The sequence below is a fragment of the Streptomyces sp. NPDC089799 genome (genome assembly GCF_040684755.1).
GTDB lineage: Bacteria > Actinomycetota > Actinomycetes > Streptomycetales > Streptomycetaceae > Streptomyces.
In genome coordinates, this window is sequence record NZ_JBFBGR010000022.1 from 25,938 (window position 1) to 52,706 (window position 26,769).

Annotated in this window: 25 protein-coding genes and 1 pseudogene; 12 read left to right on the plus strand and 14 right to left on the minus strand. The window is 74.0% G+C overall.

Features of this window, described 5'->3' with window-relative positions; translation table 11 throughout:
• The first annotated feature begins 40 nt into the window (after positions 1–40).
• The 3 genes from AB0O36_RS23440 to AB0O36_RS23450 all read left to right on the plus strand — a co-directional run bounded on the left by AB0O36_RS23440 (position 41) and on the right by AB0O36_RS23450 (position 2,417).
• A complete protein-coding gene (locus tag AB0O36_RS23440) occupies positions 41–817 on the plus strand; it encodes a 5-oxoprolinase subunit PxpA (RefSeq protein WP_365113649.1) in 777 nt (258 codons plus the stop codon).
• Between the two features lie 11 nt (positions 818–828).
• A complete protein-coding gene (locus AB0O36_RS23445; protein WP_365113651.1) occupies positions 829–1,419 on the plus strand; it encodes an allophanate hydrolase subunit 1 in 591 nt (196 codons plus the stop codon).
• 143 nt (positions 1,420–1,562) lie between these two features.
• Positions 1,563–2,417: a biotin-dependent carboxyltransferase family protein gene (locus AB0O36_RS23450; protein ID WP_365113837.1), complete on the plus strand. Its 855-nt coding sequence runs from the start codon at positions 1,563–1,565 to the stop codon at positions 2,415–2,417.
• 223 nt (positions 2,418–2,640) lie between these two features.
• Here AB0O36_RS23450 and AB0O36_RS23455 read toward each other — a convergent pair whose 3' ends face one another.
• Positions 2,641–4,062, minus strand: coding sequence for a HEAT repeat domain-containing protein (locus tag AB0O36_RS23455; protein WP_365113652.1), 1,422 nt, complete (start codon positions 4,060–4,062; stop codon positions 2,641–2,643).
• 336 nt (positions 4,063–4,398) lie between these two features.
• Positions 4,399–4,812, minus strand: coding sequence for an ankyrin repeat domain-containing protein (locus tag AB0O36_RS23460; protein WP_365113654.1), 414 nt, complete (start codon positions 4,810–4,812; stop codon positions 4,399–4,401).
• A gap of 230 nt (positions 4,813–5,042) precedes the next feature.
• On the opposite strand from AB0O36_RS23460, the gene AB0O36_RS23465 reads away from it, so the two are divergent.
• Together AB0O36_RS23465 and AB0O36_RS23470 are read left to right on the plus strand one after the other, a co-directional pair.
• The gene (locus tag AB0O36_RS23465; RefSeq protein WP_030031218.1) at positions 5,043–5,237 is read left to right on the plus strand and encodes a hypothetical protein; all 195 of its coding nucleotides are present in this window, start codon (positions 5,043–5,045) and stop codon (positions 5,235–5,237) included.
• A gap of 43 nt (positions 5,238–5,280) precedes the next feature.
• Entirely contained in the window at positions 5,281–6,903 is a 1,623-nt protein-coding gene (locus AB0O36_RS23470) for a hypothetical protein (RefSeq protein ID WP_365113656.1), read from the plus strand.
• 199 nt (positions 6,904–7,102) lie between these two features.
• Here the strand turns inward: AB0O36_RS23470 and AB0O36_RS23475 are convergent, their stop codons facing one another.
• Positions 7,103–8,605, minus strand: a complete 1,503-nt coding sequence (locus AB0O36_RS23475) for a PLP-dependent aminotransferase family protein (protein ID WP_365113658.1) — start codon at positions 8,603–8,605, stop codon at positions 7,103–7,105.
• Between the two features lie 185 nt (positions 8,606–8,790).
• Between AB0O36_RS23475 and AB0O36_RS23480 the strand changes: the two genes are divergently transcribed.
• From AB0O36_RS23480 to AB0O36_RS23490, 3 genes are all read left to right on the plus strand, one after another.
• Entirely contained in the window at positions 8,791–9,567 is a 777-nt protein-coding gene (locus AB0O36_RS23480; protein ID WP_365113660.1) for a glycerophosphodiester phosphodiesterase, read from the plus strand.
• Between the two features lie 28 nt (positions 9,568–9,595).
• The gene (locus AB0O36_RS23485) at positions 9,596–10,957 is read left to right on the plus strand and encodes an MFS transporter (RefSeq protein ID WP_365113662.1); all 1,362 of its coding nucleotides are present in this window, start codon (positions 9,596–9,598) and stop codon (positions 10,955–10,957) included.
• 268 nt (positions 10,958–11,225) lie between these two features.
• Entirely contained in the window at positions 11,226–11,600 is a 375-nt protein-coding gene (locus AB0O36_RS23490; RefSeq protein ID WP_003959706.1) for an RNA polymerase-binding protein RbpA, read from the plus strand.
• Positions 11,601–11,692: 92 nt separating this feature from the next.
• Here the strand turns inward: AB0O36_RS23490 and fxsA are convergent, their stop codons facing one another.
• The 3 genes from fxsA to AB0O36_RS23505 form a co-directional block, all read right to left on the minus strand.
• Entirely contained in the window at positions 11,693–12,262 is a 570-nt protein-coding gene (gene fxsA / locus AB0O36_RS23495) for an FxsA family membrane protein (protein WP_365113665.1), read from the minus strand.
• 154 nt (positions 12,263–12,416) lie between these two features.
• On the minus strand, positions 12,417–13,202 hold the full coding sequence (locus tag AB0O36_RS23500; protein WP_365113667.1) for a polyprenol monophosphomannose synthase: 786 nt from the start codon (positions 13,200–13,202) through the stop codon (positions 12,417–12,419).
• A gap of 125 nt (positions 13,203–13,327) precedes the next feature.
• Positions 13,328–14,983: an amidohydrolase gene (locus AB0O36_RS23505; protein ID WP_365113669.1), complete on the minus strand. Its 1,656-nt coding sequence runs from the start codon at positions 14,981–14,983 to the stop codon at positions 13,328–13,330.
• A 97-nt stretch (positions 14,984–15,080) separates the two neighbouring features.
• On the opposite strand from AB0O36_RS23505, the gene AB0O36_RS23510 reads away from it, so the two are divergent.
• Positions 15,081–16,514, plus strand: a complete 1,434-nt coding sequence (locus tag AB0O36_RS23510) for a Yip1 family protein (protein ID WP_365113671.1) — start codon at positions 15,081–15,083, stop codon at positions 16,512–16,514.
• Between the two features lie 56 nt (positions 16,515–16,570).
• On the opposite strand, the gene AB0O36_RS23515 is transcribed toward AB0O36_RS23510, so the two are convergent.
• Positions 16,571–17,011: an Lrp/AsnC family transcriptional regulator gene (locus AB0O36_RS23515; protein ID WP_365113839.1), complete on the minus strand. Its 441-nt coding sequence runs from the start codon at positions 17,009–17,011 to the stop codon at positions 16,571–16,573.
• 213 nt (positions 17,012–17,224) lie between these two features.
• Here AB0O36_RS23515 and AB0O36_RS23520 point away from each other — a divergent pair, with 213 nt between their 5' ends.
• Complete coding sequence (locus tag AB0O36_RS23520) at positions 17,225–17,665, plus strand: hypothetical protein (protein WP_365113673.1); 441 nt, start codon at positions 17,225–17,227, stop codon at positions 17,663–17,665.
• A gap of 72 nt (positions 17,666–17,737) precedes the next feature.
• Here AB0O36_RS23520 and AB0O36_RS23525 read toward each other — a convergent pair whose 3' ends face one another.
• Positions 17,738–18,835, minus strand: coding sequence for a phosphotransferase family protein (locus AB0O36_RS23525; RefSeq protein WP_365113675.1), 1,098 nt, complete (start codon positions 18,833–18,835; stop codon positions 17,738–17,740).
• Between the two features lie 115 nt (positions 18,836–18,950).
• Positions 18,951–20,087, minus strand: coding sequence for a hypothetical protein (locus tag AB0O36_RS23530; RefSeq protein WP_365113677.1), 1,137 nt, complete (start codon positions 20,085–20,087; stop codon positions 18,951–18,953).
• Between the two features lie 499 nt (positions 20,088–20,586).
• Between AB0O36_RS23530 and AB0O36_RS23535 the strand changes: the two genes are divergently transcribed.
• Positions 20,587–20,766: a hypothetical protein gene (locus AB0O36_RS23535; protein ID WP_365113679.1), complete on the plus strand. Its 180-nt coding sequence runs from the start codon at positions 20,587–20,589 to the stop codon at positions 20,764–20,766.
• Positions 20,767–20,911: 145 nt separating this feature from the next.
• On the opposite strand, the gene AB0O36_RS23540 is transcribed toward AB0O36_RS23535, so the two are convergent.
• From AB0O36_RS23540 to AB0O36_RS23560, 5 genes and pseudogenes are all read right to left on the minus strand, one after another.
• The gene (locus tag AB0O36_RS23540; RefSeq protein ID WP_365113680.1) at positions 20,912–22,084 is read right to left on the minus strand and encodes an acyl-CoA dehydrogenase family protein; all 1,173 of its coding nucleotides are present in this window, start codon (positions 22,082–22,084) and stop codon (positions 20,912–20,914) included.
• 636 nt (positions 22,085–22,720) lie between these two features.
• Positions 22,721–23,230: pseudogene (locus AB0O36_RS23545) on the minus strand (TetR/AcrR family transcriptional regulator); the annotation flags it as partial.
• Positions 23,231–23,494: 264 nt separating this feature from the next.
• A complete protein-coding gene (locus tag AB0O36_RS23550) occupies positions 23,495–23,644 on the minus strand; it encodes an SCO1431 family membrane protein (RefSeq protein WP_365113682.1) in 150 nt (49 codons plus the stop codon).
• Between the two features lie 202 nt (positions 23,645–23,846).
• Positions 23,847–24,272 (minus strand): SPW repeat protein, encoded by a 426-nt coding sequence (locus AB0O36_RS23555; RefSeq protein WP_365113684.1) that lies wholly within the window; start codon positions 24,270–24,272, stop codon positions 23,847–23,849.
• A gap of 132 nt (positions 24,273–24,404) precedes the next feature.
• Entirely contained in the window at positions 24,405–25,817 is a 1,413-nt protein-coding gene (locus AB0O36_RS23560; protein WP_365113686.1) for a C39 family peptidase, read from the minus strand.
• Positions 25,818–25,953: 136 nt separating this feature from the next.
• On the opposite strand from AB0O36_RS23560, the gene AB0O36_RS23565 reads away from it, so the two are divergent.
• Positions 25,954–26,592, plus strand: a complete 639-nt coding sequence (locus tag AB0O36_RS23565) for a hypothetical protein (RefSeq protein ID WP_365113688.1) — start codon at positions 25,954–25,956, stop codon at positions 26,590–26,592.
• Positions 26,593–26,769: the final 177 nt, after the last annotated feature.

Below are 26,769 nucleotides of genomic sequence, written 5' to 3' on the forward strand. Positions count from 1 at the left end.
CCCAAACGGCGCGGTTCGGTCCTGGCGCTACGCTCACCGCATGGCTTCCATGATCACACCCACGCCCCCGGTAGTCGGCCCCGTCGACCTCAACGCCGACCTGGGTGAGGGCTTCGGACGCTGGACGCTCACCGACGACGAGGCCCTCCTGTCCGTGGTCACCAGCGCGAACGTGGCCTGCGGCTTCCATGCGGGCGACCCGTCCATCATGCGCCGGGTCTGCGAACTGGCCGCCGAGCGGAACGTACGCATCGGCGCCCAGGTCTCCTACCGCGACCTGGCCGGCTTCGGCCGCCGCTCCATGGACGTCCCCCCGGACGAGCTGGCCGCCGAGATCGCCTACCAGATCGGCGCCCTGGACGTCTTCGCCCGCGCCGCCGGGTCCCGGGTGTCGTACGTGAAGCCGCACGGCGCGCTCTACAACCGGACGGTCCACGACGCCGCGCAGGCCGCCGCGGTCGTGGCGGGCGTACGGCTCGCGACCGGCCCGGACGCGGTCCTGCCGGTCCTGGGCCTGCCCGGTTCCCTGCTGCTGGCGGCCGCCGAGGAGGCGGGCCTGCCCGCGGTCCCGGAGGCGTTCGCGGACCGCGCCTACACCCCCGGGGGCACCCTGGTGCCGCGCAGCGAACCCGGCGCGGTCCTGCACGACCCGGACGCGGTCGTGGAGCAGGCCCTGAGGCTGGTCCGGGCGGGCGCGGGGCGCTCCCTCTGCCTGCACGGGGACACACCCGGAGCCGCCGCGCTCTCGCTGCGCGTCCGGCGGGCGCTGGAGGCGGACGGGATCCGGGTGGAGCCGTTCGCGGAGGCGTCGGCGTGAGGATCCTGCCGATGGGGGCCACAGCCGTGCTCCTCGAACTGGATTCGGCGGCGGAGGTGGCCGCCGTCCACGCGGAGCTGCTGCGCCGCCGCGAGGAGCTCGGCGGGGTGACGGACATCGTCCCGGCGGCCCGGACGATCCTCCTGGACGGGGTGGACCCCGCCGCGACGGCCCGGATCACCTCCTGGACGATCCCGGAGCTGACCGAACGGGAGGGCCCCGAGGTGACCGTCCCGGTGCGCTTCGACGGCCCCGACCTGGCGGAGGTCGCCGAGATGTGGGGCATGGCAACCGAGCAGGTCCCCCGGGTCGTGTGCACAACCGCCTTCCGGGTGGCGTTCTGCGGCTTCGCACCCGGCTTCGGCTACCTGACCGGCCTGCCCGAGCGCTACCGCGTCCCCCGCCGGTCGACCCCGCGCACGGCCGTGCCGGCCGGGTCGCTGGCCCTGGCCGGCGAGTACGCCGGGGTGTACCCGCGCTCCTCCCCCGGCGGCTGGCAGCTGATCGGGACTGCGGACGCGGTCCTGTGGGACCCGGACCGGGATCCGGCGGCGCTGTTCGCGCCGGGGGTACGGGTGCGCTTCGAGGAGGTGACCGGGTGACGGGCGAGGCGGGCCGGGTGACGCACGGCACCGGCGAGGTGGCGGGCGAGACAGGTGGGGCAACGGACGTGACCGGTCGAGCAGCGAACCGGGCCGATCGGTCACCGAACGAACCCAAGAAGCCGAATCCGGCTCTTCGCACCCTGGAGGTGGTCCGCCCCGGGGCACTCACCACCGTCCAGGACCTCGGCCGTCCCGGTCACGCCCACCTGGGCGTCCCCCGCTCGGGCGCACTGGACGCCCCGGCCCACGCCCTTGCCAACCGCCTGCTGGGCAACGAGAGGGAAGCGGCCGCCCTGGAGACCACCCTGGACGGCGTGACCCTGCGCGCCCACGGTGCGCCGGTGATGGTCGCCGTCACCGGCGCACCGTGCCCGGTGCGGGTGGCCGGGCACCCGGCGCCGTGGGGCGAGCCGGTACGGGTACCCGCCGGCGCGTTGCTGGAGGTGGGCGCCGCGACCCACGGCGTGCGCAGCTACGTCGCGGTCCGGGGCGGCCTCGCAGTGCCCCGGGTGCTGGGAAGCCGCGCGACGGACCTGCTGTCCGGTCTGGGTCCGGCGGTCCTGTCCACAGGGACGGTCCTCCCGGTCGGCTGCGCGGCGGGCCCGCTCACGGCGGCCACGGACGTACTGCCGCTTCCCGCACCACCGGACGAGCTGGTGCTGCCGGTACGGCCGGGCCCGCGGGACGACTGGTTCACGCAGGAGTCGGTGACGGCGCTGACACGCGCGACGTACCGGGTCTCATCGGCTGCGAACCGCATCGGTCTGCGGGTGGAGTCCGGACCCCCGCTGGTCCGCTCCCGCCCTGGCGAACTGGCCAGCGAGGGCATGGTCCTGGGCGCGGTCCAGGTACCCCCGAACGGCCTGCCGGTGGTCTTCCTGGCGGACCACCCGGTCACGGGCGGCTACCCGGTCCTGGGCGTCGTCCCGACATCAGCCCTCCCGAGCGTGGCTCAGGCCCGGCCGGGGGCGGCGGTGCGATTCCGGGTGGTGTAGGGGCGGGTGATTGCGGGGGTGGATGCGCGGGTGGATGCGCGGGTGGGCAACCCCCGCCCCGGCAGGGCTCGGGGGGCGGAGCGGGGCGCGACCGTAGCGCCGTAGCCCCCCAACCCCCAGAAGCACCCGGCCCGCGGCCCCGCCCGGTTGGGGCGGGGCCGCGGGCCGGTGCGTCGGCAGGATCTCTGCCGGAGCCGCGTCAGGCTCTGGGTCGGGCTCTGCGTCAGACCGCCGGTTCCGCGCCGCGGGCCATGCGGTCTCGGACCGCGGACTGGACGTCCTCTTCCTCGGCCGGGTCGGCGGCGAGGCGGCGGAGGCGGTCGGCAACGCGGGAGTCGGCCGTTTCGGCGTGGTGGGCGGCGACCTCGCGGGTGGACTCCTCGCAGTCCCACAGGCACTCGACGGCGAAGCCCGCCGCGAAGGTGGGGTCCGTGGCCGCCAGGGCGCGGGCCGCGCGCCCTCGCAGGTGGGACGAGGAGGTCTCGCGGTAGATGTGGCGCAGCACCGGGGCCGCGCAGCCGATCGCCAGCCGGCCGGTGCCGTCGACCAGGGCGAACAGGGCCTGGGCGTCCGGTCCCTCGGAGCGGACCGTGGCGCGGAGCGCAGAGAGGACCAGGGGTGCGTCCTCCGTGGTGCCGTGCCCGGCGAGCAGGGCCGCGGCGGCGGCGCCCAGGGCGTCGGGCCTGACGGCCCAGGTGCGGGCCCGGGCCACGGCGGAGGGGCCGCACATGCGCCGGTAGGCGGCTACGGCGGGTTCGTCGTCGGCGGCTTCGATGAGGTCGAGGACGGCCGGGTTCTCCGGTTCGTCCAGCACCAGGTGGTGCAGTGCGGTGGCACGGGCGGCCTCGCCGGCGGCGCCGGCGGCCGCGGCGAGGATGCGGGCGCGGTCCTCGGGCACGGCCACGGCGGCCAGGCAGCGGGCGGCCGGGACGTGCAGCGGGGTGCCGCGGCGCAGGCCGTCGGAGGCCCAGTCGAACACGGCCTGCACGCTCCAGCCGGGGCGCGGGCCGTTCGCGGTCATCTGGCGCTGCCAGCGCGAGAAGGAGCCCTGCTCGCGGGCGGCGCGCAGCCGGGACGCGTACTCGGGCAGCGCTTCCCACAGGCTCCACGGACGCGGTTCGTACGCGTCGCGGACGGCGGCGGCCAGCCGCGCCTCGCCCTCGGGCGTGGCGGGGAAACGGGCCAGCACCGGTCCGGCGAGGGCGCGCAGGCCGGCGTCGTCGTCGCGCAGGGCGAGCTCGTCCAGGGCCCAGGCCCAGTTCGCGCCGTGGGCGGCGTAGCGGCGCAGCAGCATCAGCGCGTCGTCGCGGCCGTACGAGGCGAGGTGGCCCAGCACGGACAGGGCGAGCCCGGTGCGGGCCTCGGTCTGCTCCTGCGGCAGGCCGTCGTCGAAGACGTCGTCGGCACAGAAGAGGTGGTTCTCGATGTCGCCGAGCGGGCCGTCGAGGTCCAGGTAGAGCCTGGCGTAGTACAGCGAGCGGTTCTCGACCTGCCAGTCCTGGCGCGGATCGTGCAGCACGCACTGGTTCAGCGCCGTGAGGGCTTCCGTCCGGGGGGCGGCGAGCGCGTGCAGCGTGCCGTCGCCGCGGCCCCGCTGGAGGAGCCCGAGCAGGGTACCGCTCGGAGCTATGACTGGTTCGAACATGGGAATGGCCTCAAATCAAGCTGGGGACGCAACCGGGAATCGGGATTCACAGAGCCGCGTAACAGCATGTGAGGGCGTCCGCCGTCTTGTTCCGCTCGATGTAGACCATTGTCTTCTCTCTTTCGTCGGTGACCGGAGCTCCCCCCGTACCCCGTATCTCGGGGCTCTCTCCTGATCCGACGCCATGATGACCCAGGCGGTTTGTGTGCCGCGACCACATTTACGGCCGCCGTGACCAACCCGGGATCAAGTCGCGATCAGGGCGGAGCCCGGAACGGGCCATCACCGGGCCGTTACCGGCCCGTCACCCCCCGCATTTCCCCCCACGGAAACGGACTACTGCGCTCCGAAGAGTTCGAGCAGGTCCGTCTTGCCGAACATGCGCGCCGTGTCGACGGCGGAAGGGGTGCCGGCGGCGGGGTCGGCGCCCGCGTCGAGCAGGGCCTTGATGACGGCCTCCTGCCCCTTGAAGACGGCTCCGGCGAGCGGGGTCTGGCCCCGGTCGTTGGCCCGGTCGGCCTCGGCGCCGCGCTCGATGAGGGCGGTCACGGTCTCGGCGTGGCCGTGGTAGGCGGCGAGCATGACGAGGGTGTCGCCGCGGTCGTTGGTCAGGTTCGCCGGGGCGCCCGCGTCGAGGTAGGCGACGAGGGTGGCGGTGTCACCCTGCCGGGCCAGGTCGAAGATCTTGGTCGCCAGTTCGATGACGTCCTCGTCCGGGGCGTCCGGGACGTCCTGGGGGTTCTCGCTCACGGTGCCGTACCGCCTTTCACCTGCGTCTTCCGTTCGGATGATGCGACAGCTTACTGGCCGTAACCACCCGTGTGGGGTCCGGCCCCGAAGTGCCGTTCCGGTTCGTCCGCGCAAGTGAAAAATCCGGCAATTCACCCGGATGCACCTGTTGTCGCATTGATACTTCCTGTGAGGTAGGGAGAACTGATGGTGACTGTCCCCACCGTCCCCACTCATCGGGAGAACCTGCCATGGTCCTTTCCATCTCGGGCGTCGTCCTGCTCGGCATCATCTGCTTCCTCTTCTTCAAGAAGGACGGGATGAAGCTGACCCACGCCTTCGTCTGCTCCCTCTTCGGCTTCTTCCTCGCGGGCTCCGCGATCGCGCCGAGCATCACCGCGAGTACGGCGAGCCTCGCCAGCCTGCTCGGCGGCATCAAGCTCTGACCGGCCCCGCCCCTCGCCGTATCCACAACTCCAGGAGACGCCCGTGGCCAGGCGCCCACTTCCCCGCATCCTCGAGCGCGGCAACGCGTCGCTGGCCCGGGGCCGCGATCTCGCGAGAACCGCCGCCGACAGCGCCACGGACGTCCTCCATCCGCTGATGGTCATCGGGCGCGGGCTGCGCGTCCTGGCCGCCACCGGGCGGCGCAAGTGGGCCGACACCCCCAAGGACAAGCGCGGTCCCGCGCTGTTCTTCGGCGCGGCCTGCGTGCTGGCGGTGGCGCTCATGCCGTACGGGCCGGTGCTCGCGCTGATCGGGGTGATGGCGGCGGCCGCCTGGCACGGGCGCGACCGCACCCCGGTCAGCACGGGTCCGGGCGAGGCCGAGGCGGAACGGCTCGGGTCGCTCTACGAGGCCCTGGTCCCGTACTTCTCCATCCCGGAGGACCCGGCTCCGCTGTTCGCCCACGGCGGCGGCTGGGACAAGGCCTTCAGCGAGTACGCCTTCGACTCCGCGGGGCGGATCACCCGGCTGCGGATCCGCTATCCGGCGTACTTCACCGACGGCGAGCCCGACTCCCGGGCCCGGATCGAGGCCCTGCTGCACGCCAAGTCGGGGCGCGGCCGCGAGTACCTCTTCGACTGGGACGAGGAGGGCAACACCCTCGACCTGAGCGTGCTGCCGCCGCTGCCGGACGGGATCGCGGCCCAGCGCTTCGTCACCTCCCCCGGGGAGACCGTGCTCGGCTTCACCGATGCCGGCGGAGTGCAGACGGGCGGTGTGCAGCGGACGCTGCCGGTGCGGGACGGGGCGGAGACGCGGGACGTGCCGCCGGTGATCTGGCGTACGGGTCCGCGGGCGACCGAACCGCACCTGCTGGCCGTGGGCCAGCCGGGCAGCGGTACGTCGACCCTGCTGCGGTCGATCGCGCTCCAGGCGCTGCACCACGGGGCGGGCGTACTGATCGTGGAGGGCGGGGGCGGCGGGGAGTACACCTGCCTGACCGGCCGGGCGGGCGTCCTGGCGGTGGAGTGCGGGCTGGGCGGGGCGCGGGCGACGCTGGAGTGGGTCGCGCACGAGACCGAGCGGCGGCTGATCGCCACCAACCGGGCGCGGCAGGCGGGGCGGCCGGCGCCGGAGGACACCCGGCGGCCGCTGTGGGTGCTGCTGGACCGGCCGAGCGTGCTGGGGCACCTGGCGGCGGCCTCCGCGGCGGAGGGGGACGGGCGGGGTGATCCCTTCGCGCTGCTGCAGGTGCCGTTGCGGCACGGGCGGTCGGTGAACGTCACGGTGGTGGTGGCCGAGCACTTCGACCAGCTGGAGCTGCTGAGCGAGGCGGTGTGGGCGCACACCCGGGCGCGGGTGGTGCTGGGCTCGGCGTCGGTCCCGCAGATCGCCGGGGTGCTGGGGCTGCCGCCGCACACGACGCCGACGGTGGAGGTGCCGGCGGGGCGCGGGTACGCCCGGCTGGGGGCGGGGCCGGTGCACCGGCTCCAGGTGCCGATGACTCCGGACCCGTACGACGACGGGGTCGCGGAGGTGGCCCGGGAGGCGGTGCTCGGCCTCCTCCCGGAGCGGTGCCCCGGCGGTGGCGCCCTCGCCAAGTCCCTGGCGGGCCCGCCGGCCCAGGCCCAGCCGACCGCGGACGCCCCGGCCGAAGCGCCGTAGCCCCACGGCTCCGCCGAAGCCGGCCCCGGGCCCGGGCAGGGGACCCCCATCGCCCTGCGGCACGCCTGCCCACACGGCGGCGGAGTCGCGGCTGCCCAGCCGAGGCCAGCGTCGGCCCACACGGCGGCGGCATCGCTGCTGCCAAGCCCGGCACGGCCGAGGCAACGGCCGGCGCACACACGGCGGCGGGTAAGGCCCGTCAGGCGACGAAGGCGCGGGAGGGTTCGAGCGTGCCGGTGGGGGCGCCGGTGGCGACGAGGCGGGCGGCGGCGGCGAGGCGGGCGGCGGCTTCGTCGGCCACCGGGCCGCCCACGGTGAACGGCAGCCGGACGTAGCCCTCGAAGGCGCCGTCCACGCCGAAGCGCGGCCCGGAGGGGACGCGGACTCCGACGCGTTCGCCGGCTTCGGCCAGCCGGGAGCCGGAGAGGCCGCCCGCCCGGGCCCACAGGGTGAGGCCGCCCTGCGGGACCGCGAACTCCCAGTCGGGGAGTTCGCGGCGGACCGCCGCCACCAGGGCGTCCCGGTTGTCGCGGGCCTGGGCGCGGCGCAGGGCCACGGCGTCCGTCCAGCCGCCGGTCCGCATCAGCCAGTTCACCGCCAGCTGCTCCAGCACCGGCGTGCCCAGGTCGGCGTACGCGCGCGCCGCGACCAGGCTGCGGATGACGTCCGGCGCGGCCCGGACCCAGCCGATCCGCATGCCCGCCCAGAACGCCTTGCTGGCCGAGCCGACCGTGATCACCGTGCTGCCGGCCCGGTCGAAGGAGCACATCGGCCGCGGCATGTGCACGTCCGGGTCGAGCCGGAGTTCCGCCATGGTCTCGTCGGCGACCAGGACCGTGCCCGCGGACTTCGCCGCCTCGACCATGGCCCGGCGCTGCTCGTCCGTCGCCAGCGCGCCCGTCGGGTTGTGGAAGTCGGCGACCACGTAGGCCAGGCGCGGGGCGGCGTCCCGGAGGACCTGCCGCCAGGTGGGCAGGTCCCAGCCGGCCAGTCCGTCGGCCATGGCGACCGGCACCAGCCGGACCCCGGCCTCCCGCATCAGCTGGAGGATGTTGGCGTACGAGGGGGACTCGACGGCGATGCGTTCGCCGCGCCCCGCGAAGAGGTGGCAGATCGCGTCGATCGCGCCCATCGCGCCCGTGGTGACCATGATCTGTTCCGGCATGGTCGGTATGCCGCGCTCGGTGTAGCGGTCCGCGAGCATCCGCCGCAGCGCCGGCAGCCCGGCCGGGTAGTCGCCGTGCGTGTGGGCGTACGGCGGGAGTTCCTCCAGGGCGCCCTGGACCGCGCGGGTCAGCCAGGGCTCGGGCGCCGGGAGGGCGGCACAGCCGAGGTCGATCATCGATCCGAGGGCCTCGGGCGGCAGCGGTTCCAGACCGCGCGCGGGCAGCGGATTGCCGGCCGGTACGGAGGTCCAGCTCCCGGCGCCGCGCCGGGACTCCAGGAAGCCCTCGGTCCGCAGGGCCTCGTAGGCGGCGGCGACGGTGGTCCGGGAGAGGCCGAGGGAGACGGCGAGCTCGCGCTCGGCGGGCAGCCGGGCGGCGACCGGGACCCGGCCCTCCAGGACCAGCAGCCGGATGCCGTCGGCCAGCGCGCGGTAGGCGGGCGGCTTCCTGGCGCCCGGCACGGCGGGCCTCGGCTGCTGCGAGGTGATCAGCCGGGCGAGCTGGGTCGCACCCACGGCGGAGGTCCACTGAGCCATGCTGTCCGGTCCACCTTCTCGGATTGGCCGCATCCGGCCGCGGTCCGGCCGGTATTGGATTGGTCCTGTGGCGACCAGACTCGCACGGTCCGGTCCGCGCGCACCAGCCGCCCGGCCGCCCGCTGCTCTTCCGCCGGTCCCCGCCGCGTCACGGGGATGCCGCCCGCGGGGTGCATACTGCCGCCGTGACGCACGTACGCCTCCCCCACCCCTACCTGGACCACCCGGCCCCGATCCCGTTCGCGCACCGCGGCGGGGCGGCGGACGGTCTGGAGAACACCGCCGCCGCGTTCCGGCGTGCCGCCGGAGCCGGCTACCGGTACTTCGAGACCGATGTGCACGCCACGCAGGACGGCAAGCTGGTGGCGTTCCACGACGCGACCCTGGACCGGGTGACCGACGGCACCGGCCGGATCGCCCGGCTGCCCTGGGCCCGGGTGCGGGAGGCCAGGGTGGGGGGCAGCGAGCCGCTGCCGCTGTTCGAGGACCTCCTCGACGAGTTCCCGGACGCCCGCTGGAACATCGACATCAAGGACGAGTCCGCCCTGCACCCGCTGGTGAACCTGATCGCCCGCCGCGCCCTGTGGGACCGGGTCTGCGTGGGCTCGTTCTCGGAGCGCCGGGTGGCCCGCGCGCACCGGCTGGCCGGCCCTCGCCTGGCCACCTCGTACGGCGTGGCGGGGGTCGTCGGCCTGCGGTTGCGCTCGTACGCGATCCCGGCCGCGCTGCGCGTGGGCGCGGTGGCGGCACAGGTCCCGGAGACCCAGGGCGGCATCCGCGTGGTGGACCGGCGGTTCGTGCGGACGGCTCACGAGCGGGGCCTGCAGGTCCACGTGTGGACCGTGAACGAACCGGAACGCATGGAGGCTCTGCTGGACCTGGGTGTCGATGGCATCATGACCGACCGGATCGACATCCTGCGCACGGTCCTCGACCGGCGCGGGGCCTGGGCCCGGGCCTAGGCCGAACGGAACAGCGAGGGGGCCGGCAGTGACCGCGCAGACCACCGAAGGGGCGGCCGACGAGGCCGGCAGAGCCGAGCGCATACGCGAGCAGCGCGGCTGGTACTTCTACGACTTCGCCTGCTCCGTCTATTCGACGAGCGTGCTGACGGTGTTCCTCGGGCCGTACCTCACCGCGGTGGCCAAGGAGGCCGCGGACGCCGAGGGGTTCGTGCACCCGCTGGGCATCCCGGTCCGGGCGGGGTCGTTCTTCGCCTACTCGGTGTCCGTGTCGGTGATCGTGGCGGTGCTGGTGATGCCGCTGGCCGGCGCGCTGGCCGACCGTACGGGGCGGAAGAAGCCGCTGCTGGCGGCGGCCGCGTACACGGGGGCCGCGGCGACCACCGGGATGTTCCTGCTGGGCGGCGACCGCTATCTGCTGGGCGGTCTGCTGCTGATCGTGGCCAATGCCTCGCTGGCCGTCTCGATGGTCCTGTACAACGCCTACCTGCCGCAGATCGCGGAGCCGGACGAGCGGGACGCGGTCTCGTCGCGGGGCTGGGCCTTCGGGTACACCTCGGGTGCCCTGGTGCTGGTCCTGAACCTGGTGCTGTTCCAGGGGCACGAGTCCTTCGGGCTGTCCGAGGGGACGGCCGTCCGGATCTGTCTGGCCTCGGCGGGCGTGTGGTGGGGCGCGTTCGCGGTCATCCCGCTGCGGCGGCTGCGGGACCGGGCCGTCGTGCGCGAGGGCGGTGCGGACAAGGCGGTCGGAACGGGCTGGAAGCAGCTGATGGCCACGCTCAAGGACATGCGCCGGCACCCGCTCACGCTGTCCTTCCTGCTCGCCTACCTGATCTACAACGACGGCGTCCAGACGGTCATCTCCCAGGCGTCCGTCTACGGCTCCGAGGAGCTGGAGCTGGAGCAGTCCACGCTGATCGTCGCGGTGCTGCTGGTACAGGTCCTGGCGGTGGCCGGTGCGCTGGGCATGGGGCGGCTGGCCCTGCGCTACGGCGCCAAGCGCACGATCCTCGGGTCGCTGGCCGCGTGGACCCTGACCCTGGCCGCCGGGTACTTCCTGCCGGCCCGGACCCCGGTGTGGTTCTTCGTGCTGGCCTCGGCGATCGGGCTGGTCCTGGGCGGCAGCCAGGCCCTGTCCCGCTCGCTGTTCTCGCACCTGGTGCCGCGGGGGAAGGAGGCCGAGTACTTCTCCGCCTACGAGATCAGCGACCGCGGGGTCTCCTGGATCGGGCCGCTGGTGTTCGGGCTGACCTACCAGCTGACCGGGAGCTATCGTGACGCGATCATCTCGCTGGTGGTCTTCTTCGCGCTGGGCTTCGTCCTGCTGGCCCGGGTCCCGGTCCGCCGGGCGGTGGAAGCGGCGGGAAATCCCGTTCCGTCCCGGATCTGACGTACGGATTTAGACGTCAAACTAAAAGGGCGGTAGTGTACGCCTTTGGCCTGCCAGGCGGACCGTTACTGCGTGTTGAAGAAGTGAAGACGTTGGGTGACATCTGCTGCCAGATGTGACAAAACGGGCATTGGTGGGTACAACAAGGGGCGGCACGACGGGCGACGCATCACCCGGAGCGGGAATCTATACCGCCGACCGGACGTTGACCGGATGACGACGACAGCGACACCTGTCCTGTGGGCGACAAGCCCGGGAGGCACGATTCATGAGTGAGCGAGCTCTCCGCGGTACGCGCCTCGTGGTTACCAGCTACGAGACGGACCGCGGCATCGATCTGGCCCCGCGCCAGGCGGTGGAGTACGCATGCCAGAACGGACATCGATTTGAGATGCCGTTCTCGGTAGAGGCGGAGATTCCGCCGGAGTGGGAGTGCAAGGCGTGCGGCGCCCAGGCACTCCTGGTGGACGGGGACGGGCCCGAAGAGAAGAAGGGCAAGCCCGCGCGAACGCACTGGGACATGCTCATGGAGCGGCGCACCCGCGAGGAGCTGGAGGAGGTGCTGGCCGAACGGCTGGCCGTCCTGCGCTCCGGGGCCATGAACATTGCCGTGCATCCGCGGGACAGCCGAAAGTCCGCGTAGCGCGTCAGCGCAATAGCCCGAGAGGCCCCGCCATCCTGTGATGGCGGGGCCTCTCGGGCTTTCGGCGTGCCCGCGCGGGGCCGGGCTCAGGGTTACGGCGTGAGCGGGGGACGGTTGGGGTCCGGGGTCGGAGGGTCCTCGCGGATCACCTCGCCCTGGACGACCTTGCCGTCGGGGTAGTGGATGCGGGCCTGCTGGAAGGCGTCACCGAAGGATCCGGCCGGGGACGCAGCCACCTTCTTCTCCAGCATCCGCTCGAACCGGCGGCCCACCGCAGAACGCACCGGCGGGAGCAAGAGCAGCAGGCCGGCCGCGTCGGACAGCAGGCCCGGCATGATCAGCAGCAGGCCGGCCAGCATGGTCAGGCCGTTGCCGGAGCCCTTTCCCGGGGGGTTTGCGGCCTCCCCGGGCGGACCGCCGGGCCGGTCCTGCCGAAAGGCGGACTGGAGGTTCCGGAAGGCCCGTCGTCCGGCCCGCTTGATGACCACCACGCCCAGCACCAGCCCGGCCGCGAGCAGCGCCAGCACCCCCAGCCCGCCGATCTCGCGGGACACCACCCCGAGCAGCCAGATCTCCAGGACCAGCCAGGCGGCGATGGCGAGCGGGATGAAGGTGCGGGGGCGCGGCGAGCGCCGTCGGGCCGTCGAAGCGGAGGTCGTCATACCCCCAAGTGTGCCAAGTGCCCCGTAAGCCCGACGTCGGCCCGCAGGACGGCCCGACCCCTACGGGTCCGGCCGCCTGCGGGTCCGGCCGCCGGGGATCAGGCCGCGGTGGGTCGGCTCCGGCCCCGGTGGGCTCGGCTCCGGCCCGGGGCGTTCAGCCCCGGCCCCCGCGCGGCCCCGTCCCCGGGATGCCGAGCTTGGCGGCGCGGCCGGCCAGGCCCCAGGTCGTGACCCGCCACAGGGCCTCGACCACGATGTCCTTGCTCATCTTGCTGTCGCCGAACTCACGCTCGACGAACGTGATCGGCACCTCCACCACGTGGAAGCCCTTCTGCACGGCCCGCCGGGCCAGGTCGACCTGGAAGCAGTACCCGGCCGAGGCGACCTCGTCCAGGCCCAGCCCTTCCAGGGTCTCCCGCCGGAAGGCCCGGTAGCCGCCGGTCACGTCGCGGATCGGCACGTCGAGCATCAGCCGGGAGTACGTCGACCCGCCGCGCGAGAGGATCTCGCGGTGGCGGGGCCAGTTCACGACCCGGCCGCCCGGCACCCAGCGGGAGCCCAACACCAGGTCCGCGCCCTTCAGCGCGGTCAGCAGCCGGGGCAGCTCCTCGGGCTGGTGGGAGCCGTCGGCGTCCATCTCCACCAGCACGCCGTAGTCGCGCTCCAGGCCCCAGGCGAAGCCGGCCAGGTAGGCCGCGCCCAGCCCTTCCTTGCCCTTCCGGTGCAGCACGTGGACGTGGTCGTCGTCCGCCGCCAGCTCGTCGGCCAGCTTGCCGGTGCCGTCCGGACTGTTGTCGTCGGCGACCAGCACGTGCGCGTCCGGCACCGCCGCACGCACCCGGGAGACGATCGGCCCGATGTTCTCCGCCTCGTTGTAGGTCGGAATGATCACCAGAGCCGTGCCGAGCGGTCCGTACCGCCGCTCCCCGCCGTCGCTCACTGATTCCCCTTACGTACCTCGTGCGTCCTGCCGTACCCACTCTAAAGGGGTGTCCGGCCGATCCGGGACGGATCCGCCGGACACCCCGCCCCGGTCCCGGGTCCGGGACCGGGTTCGGACCCCGCTCAGTCCCGGTCGCGCACGAAGACCTCGCGGCCGCCGACCACCGTCGCCAGGCACACCGGAAGGTCCTCCCCCGGGGTCAGGTCGGGCAGGCCCGGGGTGCCCGAGCGGGGGTCGGTGGACCAGCGGGCCACCCGGTCGTCCGGGGCCTGGACCACCAGCTCGGAGGTGCGCCACACCGCATAGTCGGCGGGTGCGCCCGGCACCAGCACGCCGGCGTCGTCCCGCCCGAGGGCCCGCCAGCCGCCCCGCGTGTGCGCGGTGAAGGCGGCCCGGACGGAGATCCGGTGCTCGGGGGTCCGGTGGAAGGCGGCGGCCCGGACCGTGCCCCAGGGGTCGAGGTCGGTGACCGGCGCGTCCGAGCCGAAGGCCAGCGGCACCCCGGCCTTGAGCAGGGCGGCGAACGGGTTGAGGGTGCGGGCGCGCCCGGCGCCCAGCCGGTCGGCGTACATGCCGTCCTCGCCGCCCCAGTTCGCGTCGAAGGCGGGCTGGACGGAGGCGGTGAGCCCCAGCTCGGCGAAGGCCGCGATGGTCTCCGGCGTCATCATCTCGGCGTGCTCGACCCGGTGCCGGGCCGCACGGATCCGGGCCAGGCCCACCTTGTCGGCGGCGGCCCGGACCCCGTCGGCGACCGCCCCGATCGCGGCGTCCCCGATGGCGTGGAAACCGGCCTGCAGCCCGGCCTCGGTGCAGGCCGCGACGTGCTCGGCGACGGCCGCCGCGTCCAGGTACCCGGTGCCGGTGTGGGCGGCGTCGGCGTACGGGGCGTGCAGACAGGCGGTGTGCGATCCGAGGGCGCCGTCCACGAACAGGTCCCCGGCGGCGCCGACGGCGCCGAGCTCGCGGGCCAGCTCCAGGTCGCGGTCGGCCCAGTAGCCGAACACCCGCGGCCCCGGCTCCGCCGCGGCGAGCGCCAGCAGCCCGGCGAAGTCCTCCGGGGAGGAGATCTCCGGCCCGCCGCACTCGTGGACGGACCCGATGCCCAGGGAGGCGGCGTGCAGGAGCGCGGTGCGCTGCGCCTCCTCCCGCTGTGCGGGGGTGATCGCGGCGAAGGCCGCCGCGCGGACGGCGTGGTGGGCGTCCCGGGTCAGCGGCTCGCCCTCGGCGAAGCCGGCGGTCCCGCGGATCCCGGCGACCCGGTCGAGCAGGGCGGTGGTGACCACGGCGGAGTGCACGTCGATCCGGCTCAGGTACAGGGGGCGGCCTCCGGCCGCCCGGTCCAGCTCCTCCCGGTGCGGGGCGCGCCGCTCGGGCCAGCGGGCGGCGTCCCAGCCGTGGCCGAGGAGCACCCGGTCCGCGGGCCGCCGCTCGGCGTGGGCCCGTACGAGGTCCAGGGCCTCGGCCAGCGAGGCGGCCCGCGTGAGGTCCAGCCCGGTCAGGGCGAGGCCGGCGGAGGTGGTGTGCACGTGCGCGTCGGTGAAGGCGGGGGTGACGAGTGCGCCGTCGAGGTCGACGACCTCGTCGACGCCCTGGGCGAAGGCGTCGGCGGCGCCTTCGGAGCCGACCCACGCGATGTGGCCGCGTTCGACGACCATCGCGGTGGCGAAGGGGTCGGCGGGGCTGTGGACGTCACCGCCGCGCAGCAGCACGGTGCGGGTGGCCGGGGCCGGGGCGGTGGCGGGGTCGTGGTCGTTGTGCGGGGTCGCGCCTGAGGTCATGGGGACCAGTCTCCCCCCTGCCGTGCACCCGGCCGGTCCGGGGTCGGCCGGAGTAGCCGGGCGTGCGGGCGGGTGCCGCGGAGGGGAGCCTGGCGCCATGAACCAACCGAAGCGGGCCGTGGTCGACCCGCCGGACGTCCGCGGCCTGCGCGAGGTGCGGGTGGACGGGGTGACCGTCGGGCGGGCCTGGTCGATGCGGGAGCTCCGGCGGATCCTGGTTCGCGCCGGGTTCCCGCCGAAGACGGATCCGGCCCTCTCCCCGGCCGTGGCCTGGTACGGGGCGGGTCCGGCGGCATGGCCCGACCGTCCGCTGCGGCGGCGGGCGACGATGGGGCTGCTGGTGGCGGGGCTGCTCGGGTCCGCGCTCATGCTGGTCGACATCGGTCTCCCGGACGTCCTGGGGGCGCTGACCTTCGCGGGGCGGGTGACGGGGTGCATGTTCATCGCGGGCGGCTTCCTCCAGGTCGTGGCGGCGGCCGCGGTGCCGGACCACTGGGGGAAGCGCGGATGGAAGTACTCGGGGGCGGTGGCCCTGGTCGGGGTGGTGATCGCCCTGGTCGTGTGCAGTCTGCTGCTGGCCCTGTGGCTGCAGGAGAAGGAGCTCTTCCCCTACTTCTTCGCCTACCTCGCGCTGTGGTTCTGGTCCCTGTGGGCAGCCTGGCGGGTGTGCCGGGAGAGGCCGTGGCGGGGGTTGCCCCATCCGCGCAGGTTCGCCGTGGGAGTCACCGCCTCGGGTCTGCTGGCGCTGGTGAACCTGGCGTACTCGGGGGTCTACCAGCCCGCAGCCGCCCAGGTGCGGGTCAACTACCAGGTGGCGTTCGGGACGCCGTACGCCGATTCCTCCCGGGACCCGGTGACGATGCACGTACCGGTGACCGTCACCCTGGAGAACACCGGGACCGTCCCGTTCTGGCTGCTCGGCAGCGTGGTGACCGTGCACGGCAAGCGGTCGCAGGCGCGACCTGACGACGAGGTGATCCGGGACTGGCGCGAGGGCCACGGCGAGAGCGAGCTCTACGAAGGCCCGCCCGAGTACAACCCGGTGCACTGGGGGCCCCTGGACGAGCCCGGGAGCTGGATCGACCCCGGGGCCCGGCTCGTCCGCCAGACGCTGGTCCGGCTGCCGAGGAACGCGCCGTTCGACGCCCTGGAGGGGCGCAGCCGGCTGATCCTGATGCGGAAGGACCGCGGCTCCGTCGACAGCACCTTCTCCACCTCCCACTGGTCCTGGGAGCCGGACCGGGAGACCGGGCGCGTGGACTGCACGGGCTGCGGGGACATCGGGATCAACCTCGGCCGGCTGCGCTACAACAGCAATCTGCTCAACGTGACGCGGAAGCCGCGTCACGTGCTCTCCATCCGCTACGTCAACAGTGACGTGGACGAGGACATGAACGTGATCGTCTCGCCGATGGACGCCGCGGGCAGGATCGCCTGGGATCCCGAGCCCGAGGACCGGCTGGACCTGGTGGAGATGGGCAGCGGCATCACCACCGTCTCGTTCGCCCAGCTGCTGAAGCAGCTCCGCTGAGCCGGCCGCCGCCGTTGCGGCCGGTCCCCCGTGGGTGGCGGCTCGGGGCGGTGCCCTCAGATCTTCGGCGGGCGGGACTCGTACGGGGTGGACAGGACGACGGTGGTGCGGGTCGAGACGCCGGCGAGGGCGCGCAGGCGGCCCAGCAGGTCTTCCAGTTCCAGCGGGGTGGCCACGCGGACCTTGAGGATGTAGTTCTCGTCGCCGGCGACGCTGTGGCAGGCCTCGATCTCCGGGACGCCGGCCAGGCGCTCCGCGATGTCGTCCGGGGCCGAGGGGTCGAACGGTTTGACCGAGATGAAGGCGGTCAGGGGCAGCCCGACGGCCTCGGGGTCGACGACTGCCGCGTAGCCGCGGATGACGCCGCGCTGCTCCAGGCGGCGTACTCGCTGGTGGACCGCCGACGTGGACAGGCCCGTGGCCTTGCCCAGGTCCGTGTAGCTCATCCGCCCGTCCCGCACGAGCAGATCCACGATCTGGCGGTCCAACTCCTCCATTGCGCTCATAGGGGCACAACCTAAGGCCCGCAGGCGGTCCAAGCCCAGTACCGTCTCACCGCAAGTGGCACCTGCGGCGGGCATGTGACGAATGCCACAGGGGTATGCACCGCTATGCCGGGGTGAAGTGGTTACTCGTGCGGCATGGCGGGAAGTGTTTGCCGTGGCCGAGGCCGAACTGCCGCCCGGCCCACCCAAGGGGGAGTAAGAACCATGCCGAACACCAAGCGCACCGGCCGGGGCGAGCCGGAACCATTCGAGCCGCTCGACGCCGAGGACGACGACTACCTCGACGATGCCGAGCCGTTCGAGATCCACCACGCGACGTGCCCGGACTGCGGCCAGTCGATCGCCCTCGTCGCCGACGAGGAGCACCTGCCGCAGCACGCGCTGTGCCTGAGCCCGTGGAACCCGTTCGGGCTGACCGTCTGCGCCGGTACGGGCCGTGCGGTCGCGGAGGCCCTGCCGGCGATCGGTGCGCCGGAGCCTGTGGAGTCCCCGGAGCCCGCGCCCGTCACCGTGCTGGCGCTGCCCCAGGGGCTGGACTGGCGGACGCAGCCGTTCTCGCACGTGGGCGGTCCCGGCTCGCGTCCGGTGCGGCTGGTGGCGGCGCCGGCGCCGCAGGTGCGCCAGGCGCACGCCCAGGCCGCCTGACGGCCCTCCGGGGCCGTCCGGTCCCCACCCCTCGGGGCCATCCTGTCCCCACCCTTCGGGGCTGTCCGGTCCCTACCAGTACGTCCCCTGCACCATGGCGGCCAGGCTGCCGTGGTGCAGGATCAGGCCGTCCGGGTCCGCCGGCACCTCGACCTCGCCGAAGTGGGCCTGCCGGTAGGCGATCCGCAGCATCACGATGCCGTGCCGCAGGGCCGCGTAGAGGGTGTGGAACTCCATGTCGCGCGGGGTGTGCCCGGTCAGTTCGGCGTACCTGCGCTCCAGGTCCTCGCGGCGCAGGAAGCCGGGGAGGCCGGGCTGGCCGAAGCCGACGGTGAGGTCCTGGAAGAAGCGGTGGAGGTAGACCGTCCAGCCGAGGTCGACCTCGCGCGGGGCGAAGCCGGCCATCTCCCAGTCCAGGACGGCGACCGGCCGGAATCCGTCGTTCTCGTAGATGACGTTGCCGATGCGGGCGTCCCCCCAGTTGAGGACGGGGTCTCCCTCGTCGGCGGGCCAGAGCTCCTCCAGCCGCTCGAAGGCGGCCTCCAGGAGCGGTGAGCGGGCGAGGTCGCGGACCACCCACTCGTAGTAGGCGCGGGCGCCGTCGACGTGCCGGCGGAGCGGGCTTCCGGTGCCGTCGGGCAGGAGGAACTCGGCCTCCTTCGGCGGGAACTGGCCGTGCAGTCGGGCCAGCAGCGAGATGCTCTCCTCCTGGAGCTCGGCGCGCTGGGCGTCGGTGGCGGAGTGCAGCCAGTTGCCCTCGTAGGTGTAGGGCATGACGTCCGGCGGGACCCGCCCCTCGGCCCTGGCCATCACGAAGAAGGGCGCGCCGAGCGGGGCGGGGTCCTCCTCCAGCCATTGCACGCGCGGCACGGGGACGTCCGTGTGCCGGGCGACCAGGCCCATCAGCCGGTGCTGGCGGGGCATGTCGTAGGTGGGGAAGACGGTGTACGCGGCGGGGTCCGCGGCCAGCCGCAGCGCGCAGGCGCGGACCGGGGCGCCGGGGTGCTCGATGTCGAAGAGCAGGGTCTCGCTGGACATGCCGTTGGAGCCGGGGACGGAGATTCCGTCGACCCTCGCTCCGGGCAGCCTGCCGTCCAGCCAGGCGGTGAGGCGGCGGCCGAGTTCTTCGGGGTCCCGGGTGGAGGTGCGGGGTCGTGGTGCCGTTGCCATGCTGCCCCTATCTCTGGGTTCGCTGGGGGGGTTGCGGCGCGGGAGGCGGTGTGCGGGGTGCGGGGTGCGGGGTGCGCGACAGGGTGCGGGGTCCGACGGGGAGCGGGTGCGCCGCTCAGGGGGCGACGGAGCCGAAGTCGGCGAACCCGCTCGGGTCGTGGCGGCCGAAGCTGCCGTGCTCGAAGATGCCGTGGCCGGTCCGCCCTTCGAGGGTGAAGCGGGCGGAGTGGTCGGTCACCCCGTACGCGGCCATCGGGTGCGCGGCCGGGTCGGAGAGGTCGTAGACGCGGCGGTCGGTCCAGCCCCGGCCCTGCCAGCTTCCGTGCTGCCAGTCGTCGGCCGGCGGGTAGCCCGCGCCGACGGCGAGCGGCGAGGAGTTGAGGATCTCCACGCCGAGTTCGAGGGGCTTGCGGGAGACCGGGTCGGTGAGGTGGATGACGGCGCGCTCCGGGTGGCGGGTGCCGCTGCGGTAGGCGATGTCGGCGTGCGGCCAGCCGAGTTGGACGTCGCGGCGGCCGGCGCTCTCGGGGAAGACCTGGAGGGCTTCGTTGAGCGTGCGGTGGCCGTCGGCGTCCTCCTGGGCGATGACCATGAGGAAGCGGTCCTCGAAGCGGACGGGGATCCAGAGCCAGTGGAACCCCTCGGTGCGGTGTTCCTCGGCGGCGCGGCCGCCGTCCTCGCCGGGGATGGGGCGCACGCCCCAGCTGCGGTCGCGGGTGCCGGTCCACTCCCCCGGGGTCAGCCGGAACTCCTCGCCGCGGGCCCGGATGGTGCCCGTCACGTGTCCGGCCTGGACGAACCTGCGGCCCTCCAGCATCAGGCGGTCGCCGCGCCGCTGGATGTGGTGGGGCTCCCAGACGGCGGGGAACTCGGCGGTCCAGGTGATGTCGAAGGAGAGGCCGTCGGGATCGGCGGGGTCGGGGTCGCAGTGCAGGGTGAGCTGCCGGAGCGGGGTGTCGACGGTGATCCCGATCGGGCCGACGGAGAGGTTCATCCGGTCGTCGGTGAGCGCGTCCGACGTGCGGACGGCGAGGAGGTCGTCGCCGGTCCGGAGGGTGGCGTAGGCGTCGATCACCCCGGTGTTGGGGTAGACGCCGAGGCCGAGGATGAGGACGGCCCGTCCGGCGTGGTCGAAGACGTGGAAGATGCAGCGGTCGTAGGCGTTGCGGTCGCCGGTGACGACGTGCTTCATCGAGAGCGGTGCCTGGTGGACGGGGTATTCGTCCAGGGCGATGGGGCGGTCCGCGGGCATGGCAAACCTCCTGGGCGCGGGGGCGGCTCGGCGATATGACGGTACGTCAGAAACCGTGTGCGCGGCCAGACTCGTGTCACTTGCTGACACTTCGGCACACCGCGTCACGGGCGCGCGGGCGCACGACACCGCGCGGAGCGCGGAGCGGAGCGGTGCGGTGCGCCGCCGTGCGGTGCGGCACCAAGCGCGCCTTACGCCCGCGCCGGCAGACCCGTGCGGTGCGAACGGCGCCACGGCGCTCCTGCCGGACGGGCAGCCGCGGCCTGCCCGCCGGCGGCCCGCCCGCCCGCGGGCGCCGGCTGTGGGGAGGCACCGAACTGATGCGCCCGGTGACCTCCGGCGCGCGCCCCGCGTTGGCCCTGGCATGACCTTGCTTGACGCTTCAACGGGCAGACGGCGGCGCGGGACGCCCCTGCCGTACGAAGAATCGGTTCAGCAAACCTTCTCCGCGAAGGGCGCGGCCGGCCGGGGCACGCAGTCCGCGGCCGTGGCGCCCGCTTTGCCGTCGACCGCGGCGCCGCTGTCGGCCGCACAGCCGGCGGCCGACCCTCCCATCTACCGGGACCTGGTCGACCGCTGGGCCGGCGAGGGGCGGACGGTGCCGGGGCAGCGGGACCCGGAGTGGGTACGCGTCGCCACCGCCCCGGTCTGGCCCAGCGGCCCGCTGTTCGACGACTAGGCCGTGCGTTCCGGATCGTGCCGGGCCCACGGCGTCCGGCACCGCGGGCCGGTCCGGCCCGAGCCGGACGGGACGGCGCGGGCCGCGTCACCCGCCGTCGGCGGCGGGGTCAGCGGGGCCGGCCGGGCCGGCGGGACCGGCCGGGTCAGCGGGATTCGGGGCCGGCCAGGTGGCGGGCGATGACCATCCGCTGGATCTGGTTCGTGCCCTCGACGATCTGCAGGACCTTGGCCTCGCGCATCAGCCGCTCGACCGGGAAGTCCTGGGTGTAGCCGTAGCCGCCGAGGACCTGGACGGCGTCCGTGGTCACCGCCATGGCCGCGTCGGTGCAGAACAGCTTGGCCATCGCCGCCTGGCGGGAGAACGGCTTGCCCGCGTCCCGCAGCCGGGCCGCCGCCAGGTAGAGCGCCCGTCCGGCCTCGATCTTGGTGGCCATGTCGGCCAGCATGAAGCGCAGGCCCTGGAAGTCGGCGATGGGGTGGCCGAACTGCTTGCGGTCCAGGGCGTAGCCGAGCGCCTCGTCCAGGGCCGCCTGGGCGACACCGATCGCACAGGCCGCGATGCCGAGGCGGCCCGCGTCCAGGGCGGCCAGCGCGATCGAGAAGCCCTGCCCCTCCTCGCCGAGCCGCCGGGAGTCCGGCACGCGCACCCCGTCGAAGTGCAGCTGGGCGGTGGGCGAGCCCTTCATGCCCATCTTCTTCTCGGGGGCGGCCGCCGAGAGGCCCTCCGCGTCCCCGGGGACCAGGAAGGCCGTGATGCCCTTCGGGCCCTCGCCGCCGGTGCGGGCGAGCACGGTGTAGAAGTCGGCGATGCCTCCGTGGGTGATCCACGCCTTGGTTCCGGTGATCACCCAGTCGTCGCCGTCGCGCACCGCCTTGGTGGTCAGGGAGGCCGCGTCGGACCCGGAGGAGGGCTCGGAGAGGCAGTAGGCGCCGAGCAGGCCGCCGCCCAGCATCGCGGGCAGGTGCGCGGCCCGCTGCTCCTTGGTGCCGAAGCCGGCCAGCCCGTGGCAGGCGAGCGAGTGGACGCTGACGCCGAGGCCGACGGTGAGACGGGCCGCGGCCAGCTCCTCCAGGACCTGGAGGTAGACCTCGTACGGCTGCTCGCCCCCGCCGAACTCACCGGCGTAGGGGAGGCCCAGCAGGCCCGAGTCGGACAGGAGCCGGAAGACCTCGCGCGGGAAGTGGCCGGCCTCCTCCTGCTCGGCGGCCGACGGGCGGATCTCCCGTGCGGCGATCTCCCGCACGAGTGCGAGGAGGTCCCGGGACTCCTCGGTGGGCAGCTGACGGTCCACCGGCTGCGGGGCGCGGTCGGTCATGGCGACACTCTCCTCCCTGATCGGGCACGGCGGCGGCGCGTCGGGTGTGGGACGCGACGCCGGGTTCGGTGCTCGCGACAGCCCATGCTGCCCCTCCCGGATCACGGTAGGGGCTGACGAGTGGCTGCGGCGGGTCGAGTATGCACGATCAGGGGCTTCGCGTCACGGGGTCGCGATCTACGGAGACCGTACGGTGACCGGCGGAAACCGGCCGGGAGCGGCCGACAGCGGCCGACAGCGGTCGGTAGCGGTCGGTAGCGGTCGGCAGCGTCCCGGAGCGGCGGGGGCCGTCCCGGACCGGCCGGGACCGGCGACGGACCGCCCGTCGAGCGGCGGTCGAGGGCGGTGCCGTGGCCGGGCGGACTACTCCGCGGCCGGGAGGGAGAAGGGGACGGAGTCCGCCAGCGGTTCCGGCGCGGGAGGCGGCGCCGGACATTCGGGGACGAACTCGGCGATGACCGTCAGGACGGCCCTCAGCTGCCGTACGAGCATGGCGGTGAGCACCGCCGGGTCGGGGCGGTCCGGACGGTGCGGGGCGTGCGGGCCCCCGGCCGGCGGTTCGAGTGCGGGCGGCGCTCCGGGGCCGGGCAGTGACCCGGGGCCGGGCGGGCCCGGGCGGACCCGGTCGGGAGGGCCGATCCAGTCGAGCGTGGCCGCCTCCACCCCGGCCATCCAGCCGATCAGGCCGAGCCGGGCCAGCGCGGGCACCTCGCGGTGCCCGTACGCGCCCTCCGCGATGGTGGCGATCAGCTCCTCGCGCACGGTGTCGCGGATGGCCAGCACCTCCGCGTCCGAGCCGACCCCGCCGGCGACGATGGTCCGGTAGGCGGCCTGGTGCTGCTCGGCGTAGCGCAGGTACCCGTCGATGGTGCGGCGGACCCGTTCGGCGCCCGGCAGGTCGGTGTCCCCGCCGGCGCGGGCGACCAGCCCGGCGAGCGAGTCCTCGACGATGGCCAGGTAGTAGCCGCGCTTGCTGGTGAAGTAGTAGTAGATCAACCCCTTGGCGACACCGGCCTGCTTGGCGACGTCGTCCACGGAGACCGCATCGTAGGCGGTGTCGGCGAACAACTTGCGTCCGAGCGCTATGAGTTCGGCTCTGCGGACCTGCGAGCGCACGGTTGTTCCCCGTTGTTGACTATTGTTCAAATTCGGACCTAGCCTCGAACCGCCAAAAAGATGCCCGAAAGTATCGCACCCCGGACACGCCGGGAACGGCGCGTACGGGGTGCGGGGGCAGGGCGGTGCGGGACGGACCGGAAGGGCCGGGACGGACCGGAACAGACGGGGTGGACCGGGTCGGACGGGGCGGACCGGGTCGGACGTCGGCGGGCCGGTTCGGACGGCGGGCCGGTTCGGTCGCCGGCGGGCCGGTTCGGACGTCGGCGGGCCGGTTCGGACGTCGGCGGAGGGCTAGAACCAGCCGACCTGGGTGACGAACATGGCCACGACGACCACGAGCGCCCAGCCGCAGATGTTCTCCAGCCACTTGGAGTCGCCCTCGGGGCCACCGGTACGGGCACGGTCGCGGGCTCGGGACAGGGCGGCGCTGTTCGCAGTCATGGGCGGTCTCGCATCGGGTTCGGCGGGCAGGTGGACGGTCGCTCCCCCCGGACGCCCTTCCAATGTGCCAGCGGCAGGGGCCCCGGCGGTAGAGACGTTGGTCACTGCCGCCGGGGCCCCTTTCTCCCGATGGGGCCGGTGCCGGGAGCGGATCGGACCGGTTCGGCCCGCGCCGGACCCGGTCGGGCCGGGTGCGGGCCGGTCAGCCGGCGCGCTCCCTTCCCGCCATGGCCACCATGGCCAGGCCGAGGCAGAGGGCGACGGCGCCGGTGATCACATTGCTGATCACGGTGCGGGTCGTGTCCATCTCACCCGCGATCGCCCACGGCGCGATGATGGTCCAGGCGCCCAGGGCGACCGCCGTCCAGGCCATCGCGTGGGTGCGCTCGTAGGCGGAGCCGAGGCCGCTCATGCAGACGCAGAACGCGAGACCCGCGATCAGGTTGTTGACGGCCAGCGGGCCGAGGCCGCTGAACCCGGCGATCCACGGCGAGGCCGCCAGGTACAGGCCCGTGATCAGGGCCAGTGTCTCCACGGCCTGCGCACGGGGGGTGCTGGTCACCCGCTCGAACCGGGAGCGCATCTCGGCCAGGTCGGGGTGGTGTTCGATTCTGGGTTGGGTGGTCATTGCGGGCCGCCTCCTAGAGACGTGTTCGCTGCCCTTTATGTCTGCTTTATGCCCGCTTGCATGCCTGGTCATACCTGAGACCGTGCCTGGTTGCGCCCGCCCGTGCCGGGTTGGGCCTGGTCATGCCCGAAGTCACAGCACGCGGACGGCCCGCAGCGCGGCGATCCGGACGGGGTCCAGGTGGGTCGGGGCGTAGAGGTAGCAGATCCCGCCGGTGCCGGAGGCGACCTTGCCGGAGGCGTTGTGGCGCTTGGTGCGGAGCCAGACGTTCTCGAACTCGCGCCGCCGGTAGACGCGGCGGACGGCGGCGTTGTCGGCCGAGTTCGGGTCGTTGGCGATCACGTCCCCTGCGTCGGTGAAGCCGATCACGGTCATCAGGTGCCCGGCGGTGCCGTACCCCGCCCCGGTCAGCTCCCCGGTTTTGAAGGACTGGGAGGTGATGACCGGGATGCCGGCCCGGATCAGGGCCTCCAGCTCGGTGAGGGAGGTCAGCCGGGTGACCACGCCGGCCAGGCCGGGGTAGGTGCCGGCGTAGGCGGCGTTGAACGGCCAGTTGCCGCAGCCCTTGTAGGCGTGGTCGTACGTCGACCTGGCCGCCTGGCAGACCTGCGGGTCGGAGTAGGAGCGGTCGACCCAGGCGAGGTCGGCGGGGGCGGGCTTGCGACCCCAGTACTCGATGATCATCTGGGAGGAGGTGGGGCTGCACCATGCCTCGCCGCCGTTGTCGTACTGGGGGTACCGGCCGGCGTGGACCTCCTGGGAGTAGCGCGGGACGTTCAGCTCGCGGGCCGGGCCGGGCGTGGACGCGGGGACGGTGAACCGGTCGGGCACATCGGAGGCCATGGCTCCGGCGAGCCGGACCAGGGGCGAGGCGGTGGAGCCCGGGCGGCGGTGGAGGGTCAGGCGGAGCTGCCAGTCGCGCAGGCGGAGGCCGCCGGCCTTCTGCGGGTCGTCGACGGTGAGGGTGTCGGTCCAGACGGTGGACCGGCCGTCGGTCTGGCCGTCGACGGAGGTGCGGCGGATGTCGGTGTCGCCGGCGGCCCAGCAGCCCATCACGTACCAGGGGGTGCGGGTGCCGTCGGTGTAGGTGCCGCGCAGCTCCACGCGGAGCCAGGTGCCGGCGGGGGTGCCGGCGTTCCAGGAGGCGATGACCTCGGTCGCGGGGACGGTGGAGCGGTGCACGGGGGAGGTCCAGGTCGCGTACTCCCAGGTGCTCTTGCGGCCGGTGTGGGGGTCGGCGTACTCGGTGCGGCCGTGGGGGGTGAGGAAGGTGAGGCCGGAGCGGGAGGGGTCGGCGACGGTGCTGCGGTGGGTGCCGGCGGTCCAGTGGGCGTGGCTGTGCCAGAAGAGGTTGTCGACGGTGGGGGTCGTCGCCGCCGATTCGGCGTCCGCCGGTTCTGTGCGCTCCGGACCCTCCGGTCGCTCCGGGTGCTCCGGCCGCGCCGGCCGGTCCGGGCGCTCGGCGGCCGAGGCGGCGCTGCCGGAACCGGCGGCCGCGGCCAGGGCGGCGGCCAGCAGGGTGCGGCGCGGGGTGAGGTCGGTCATCGGTACCCCCTGGTGGGTCGAGCGGCGGCTCCGGCCAGCGTCCCAGCTCACGGGGCCCTTGGGCCAGGCCCCCACGTCGCGTGTCGCGCGACGGGCGCCCGGCGGCCGCGCGCCGCGGGGTGCGTATCGTGGGGGCGTGGTGAGTGGGCAGGGGCTGGAGAGGCTGGCGCGGGAGCTGGGGGCGGTCGCGCCCTCGGTGGGGCCGGTGCGGCTGATCGGGATCGACGGGCACGCCGGCTCCGGCAAGAGCACGTTCACCGGGCGGCTGGCCGAGGCGCTCGGCGGGGGCGTTCCCGTGCTGCACCTCGACGACATCGCCACGCACGACGAGCTCTTCGCCTGGACCGGTCGACTGCGGCAGCAGGTGCTGGAACCGCTCGCCGCCGGGCGGCCCGCGCGCTGGGAGCCGTACGACTGGGTGGAGCGCCGCTTCGGTCCGGCCCGGGTGCTGGAGCCCGCGCCGCTGGTGCTGATCGAGGGCGTCGGCGCCGGCCGGCGCGCGCTGCGCCCGCACCTGTCCCGGCTGCTGTGGATGGAGACGCCGCGCGAGCACTCCTGGGGGCGCGGCCGCGCGCGGGACGGGAGCGCACTCACGAGCTTCTGGGACGGATGGGAGCGCGCGGAACTCGCGCACTTCGCGGATGATCCTTCGCGCCCCTTCGCCGACACCCTGGTACGCCAGTGCGACACGGGATACGAGTGGACTTCCGGGGAGGGGGGGACGGCAGGAACCCCCGGTTCCGTCACTGACGGTGACAGCCTCCCCCGGGCCTGAGCCACCCCGGAATTCCGCCTCCGCGGGCCTGTCCGCACCCGCTTGACCTGGGGCCCGCACCGGCCTTACGTTCTCAATGCGCGGTCTCACACGGCCGCAGCGGACACGAAGCCCCCGGTTGTTCCCCCGTGATCGGGGGCTTCGTTCTGCCCTCACCCCCTCCCCCTCCTTCACCCT

Bases quoted from the DNA above. Each gene is read 5' to 3' on its own strand.
- AB0O36_RS23505 (WP_365113669.1), bottom strand. From the start codon at position 14,983: ATGACCTCAGGCGCGACCCCGCACAACGACCACGACCCCGCCACCGCC.
- AB0O36_RS23465 (WP_030031218.1), top strand. From the start codon at position 5,043: ATGGTCCTTTCCATCTCGGGCGTCGTCCTGCTCGGCATCATCTGCTTC.
- AB0O36_RS23555 (WP_365113684.1), bottom strand. From the start codon at position 24,272: ATGACCACCCAACCCAGAATCGAACACCACCCCGACCTGGCCGAGATG.
- AB0O36_RS23540 (WP_365113680.1), bottom strand. From the start codon at position 22,084: ATGACCGACCGCGCCCCGCAGCCGGTGGACCGTCAGCTGCCCACCGAG.
- AB0O36_RS23525 (WP_365113675.1), bottom strand. From the start codon at position 18,835: ATGGCAACGGCACCACGACCCCGCACCTCCACCCGGGACCCCGAAGAA.
- AB0O36_RS23510 (WP_365113671.1), top strand. From the start codon at position 15,081: ATGAACCAACCGAAGCGGGCCGTGGTCGACCCGCCGGACGTCCGCGGC.
- AB0O36_RS23455 (WP_365113652.1), bottom strand. From the start codon at position 4,062: ATGTTCGAACCAGTCATAGCTCCGAGCGGTACCCTGCTCGGGCTCCTC.
- AB0O36_RS23515 (WP_365113839.1), bottom strand. From the start codon at position 17,011: ATGGAGGAGTTGGACCGCCAGATCGTGGATCTGCTCGTGCGGGACGGG.
- AB0O36_RS23490 (WP_003959706.1), top strand. From the start codon at position 11,226: ATGAGTGAGCGAGCTCTCCGCGGTACGCGCCTCGTGGTTACCAGCTAC.
- AB0O36_RS23445 (WP_365113651.1), top strand. From the start codon at position 829: ATGGGGGCCACAGCCGTGCTCCTCGAACTGGATTCGGCGGCGGAGGTG.
- AB0O36_RS23530 (WP_365113677.1), bottom strand. From the start codon at position 20,087: ATGCCCGCGGACCGCCCCATCGCCCTGGACGAATACCCCGTCCACCAG.
- AB0O36_RS23520 (WP_365113673.1), top strand. From the start codon at position 17,225: ATGCCGAACACCAAGCGCACCGGCCGGGGCGAGCCGGAACCATTCGAG.
- AB0O36_RS23550 (WP_365113682.1), bottom strand. From the start codon at position 23,644: ATGACTGCGAACAGCGCCGCCCTGTCCCGAGCCCGCGACCGTGCCCGT.
- AB0O36_RS23440 (WP_365113649.1), top strand. From the start codon at position 41: ATGGCTTCCATGATCACACCCACGCCCCCGGTAGTCGGCCCCGTCGAC.
- AB0O36_RS23560 (WP_365113686.1), bottom strand. From the start codon at position 25,817: ATGACCGACCTCACCCCGCGCCGCACCCTGCTGGCCGCCGCCCTGGCC.
- AB0O36_RS23475 (WP_365113658.1), bottom strand. From the start codon at position 8,605: ATGGCTCAGTGGACCTCCGCCGTGGGTGCGACCCAGCTCGCCCGGCTG.
- fxsA (WP_365113665.1), bottom strand. From the start codon at position 12,262: ATGACGACCTCCGCTTCGACGGCCCGACGGCGCTCGCCGCGCCCCCGC.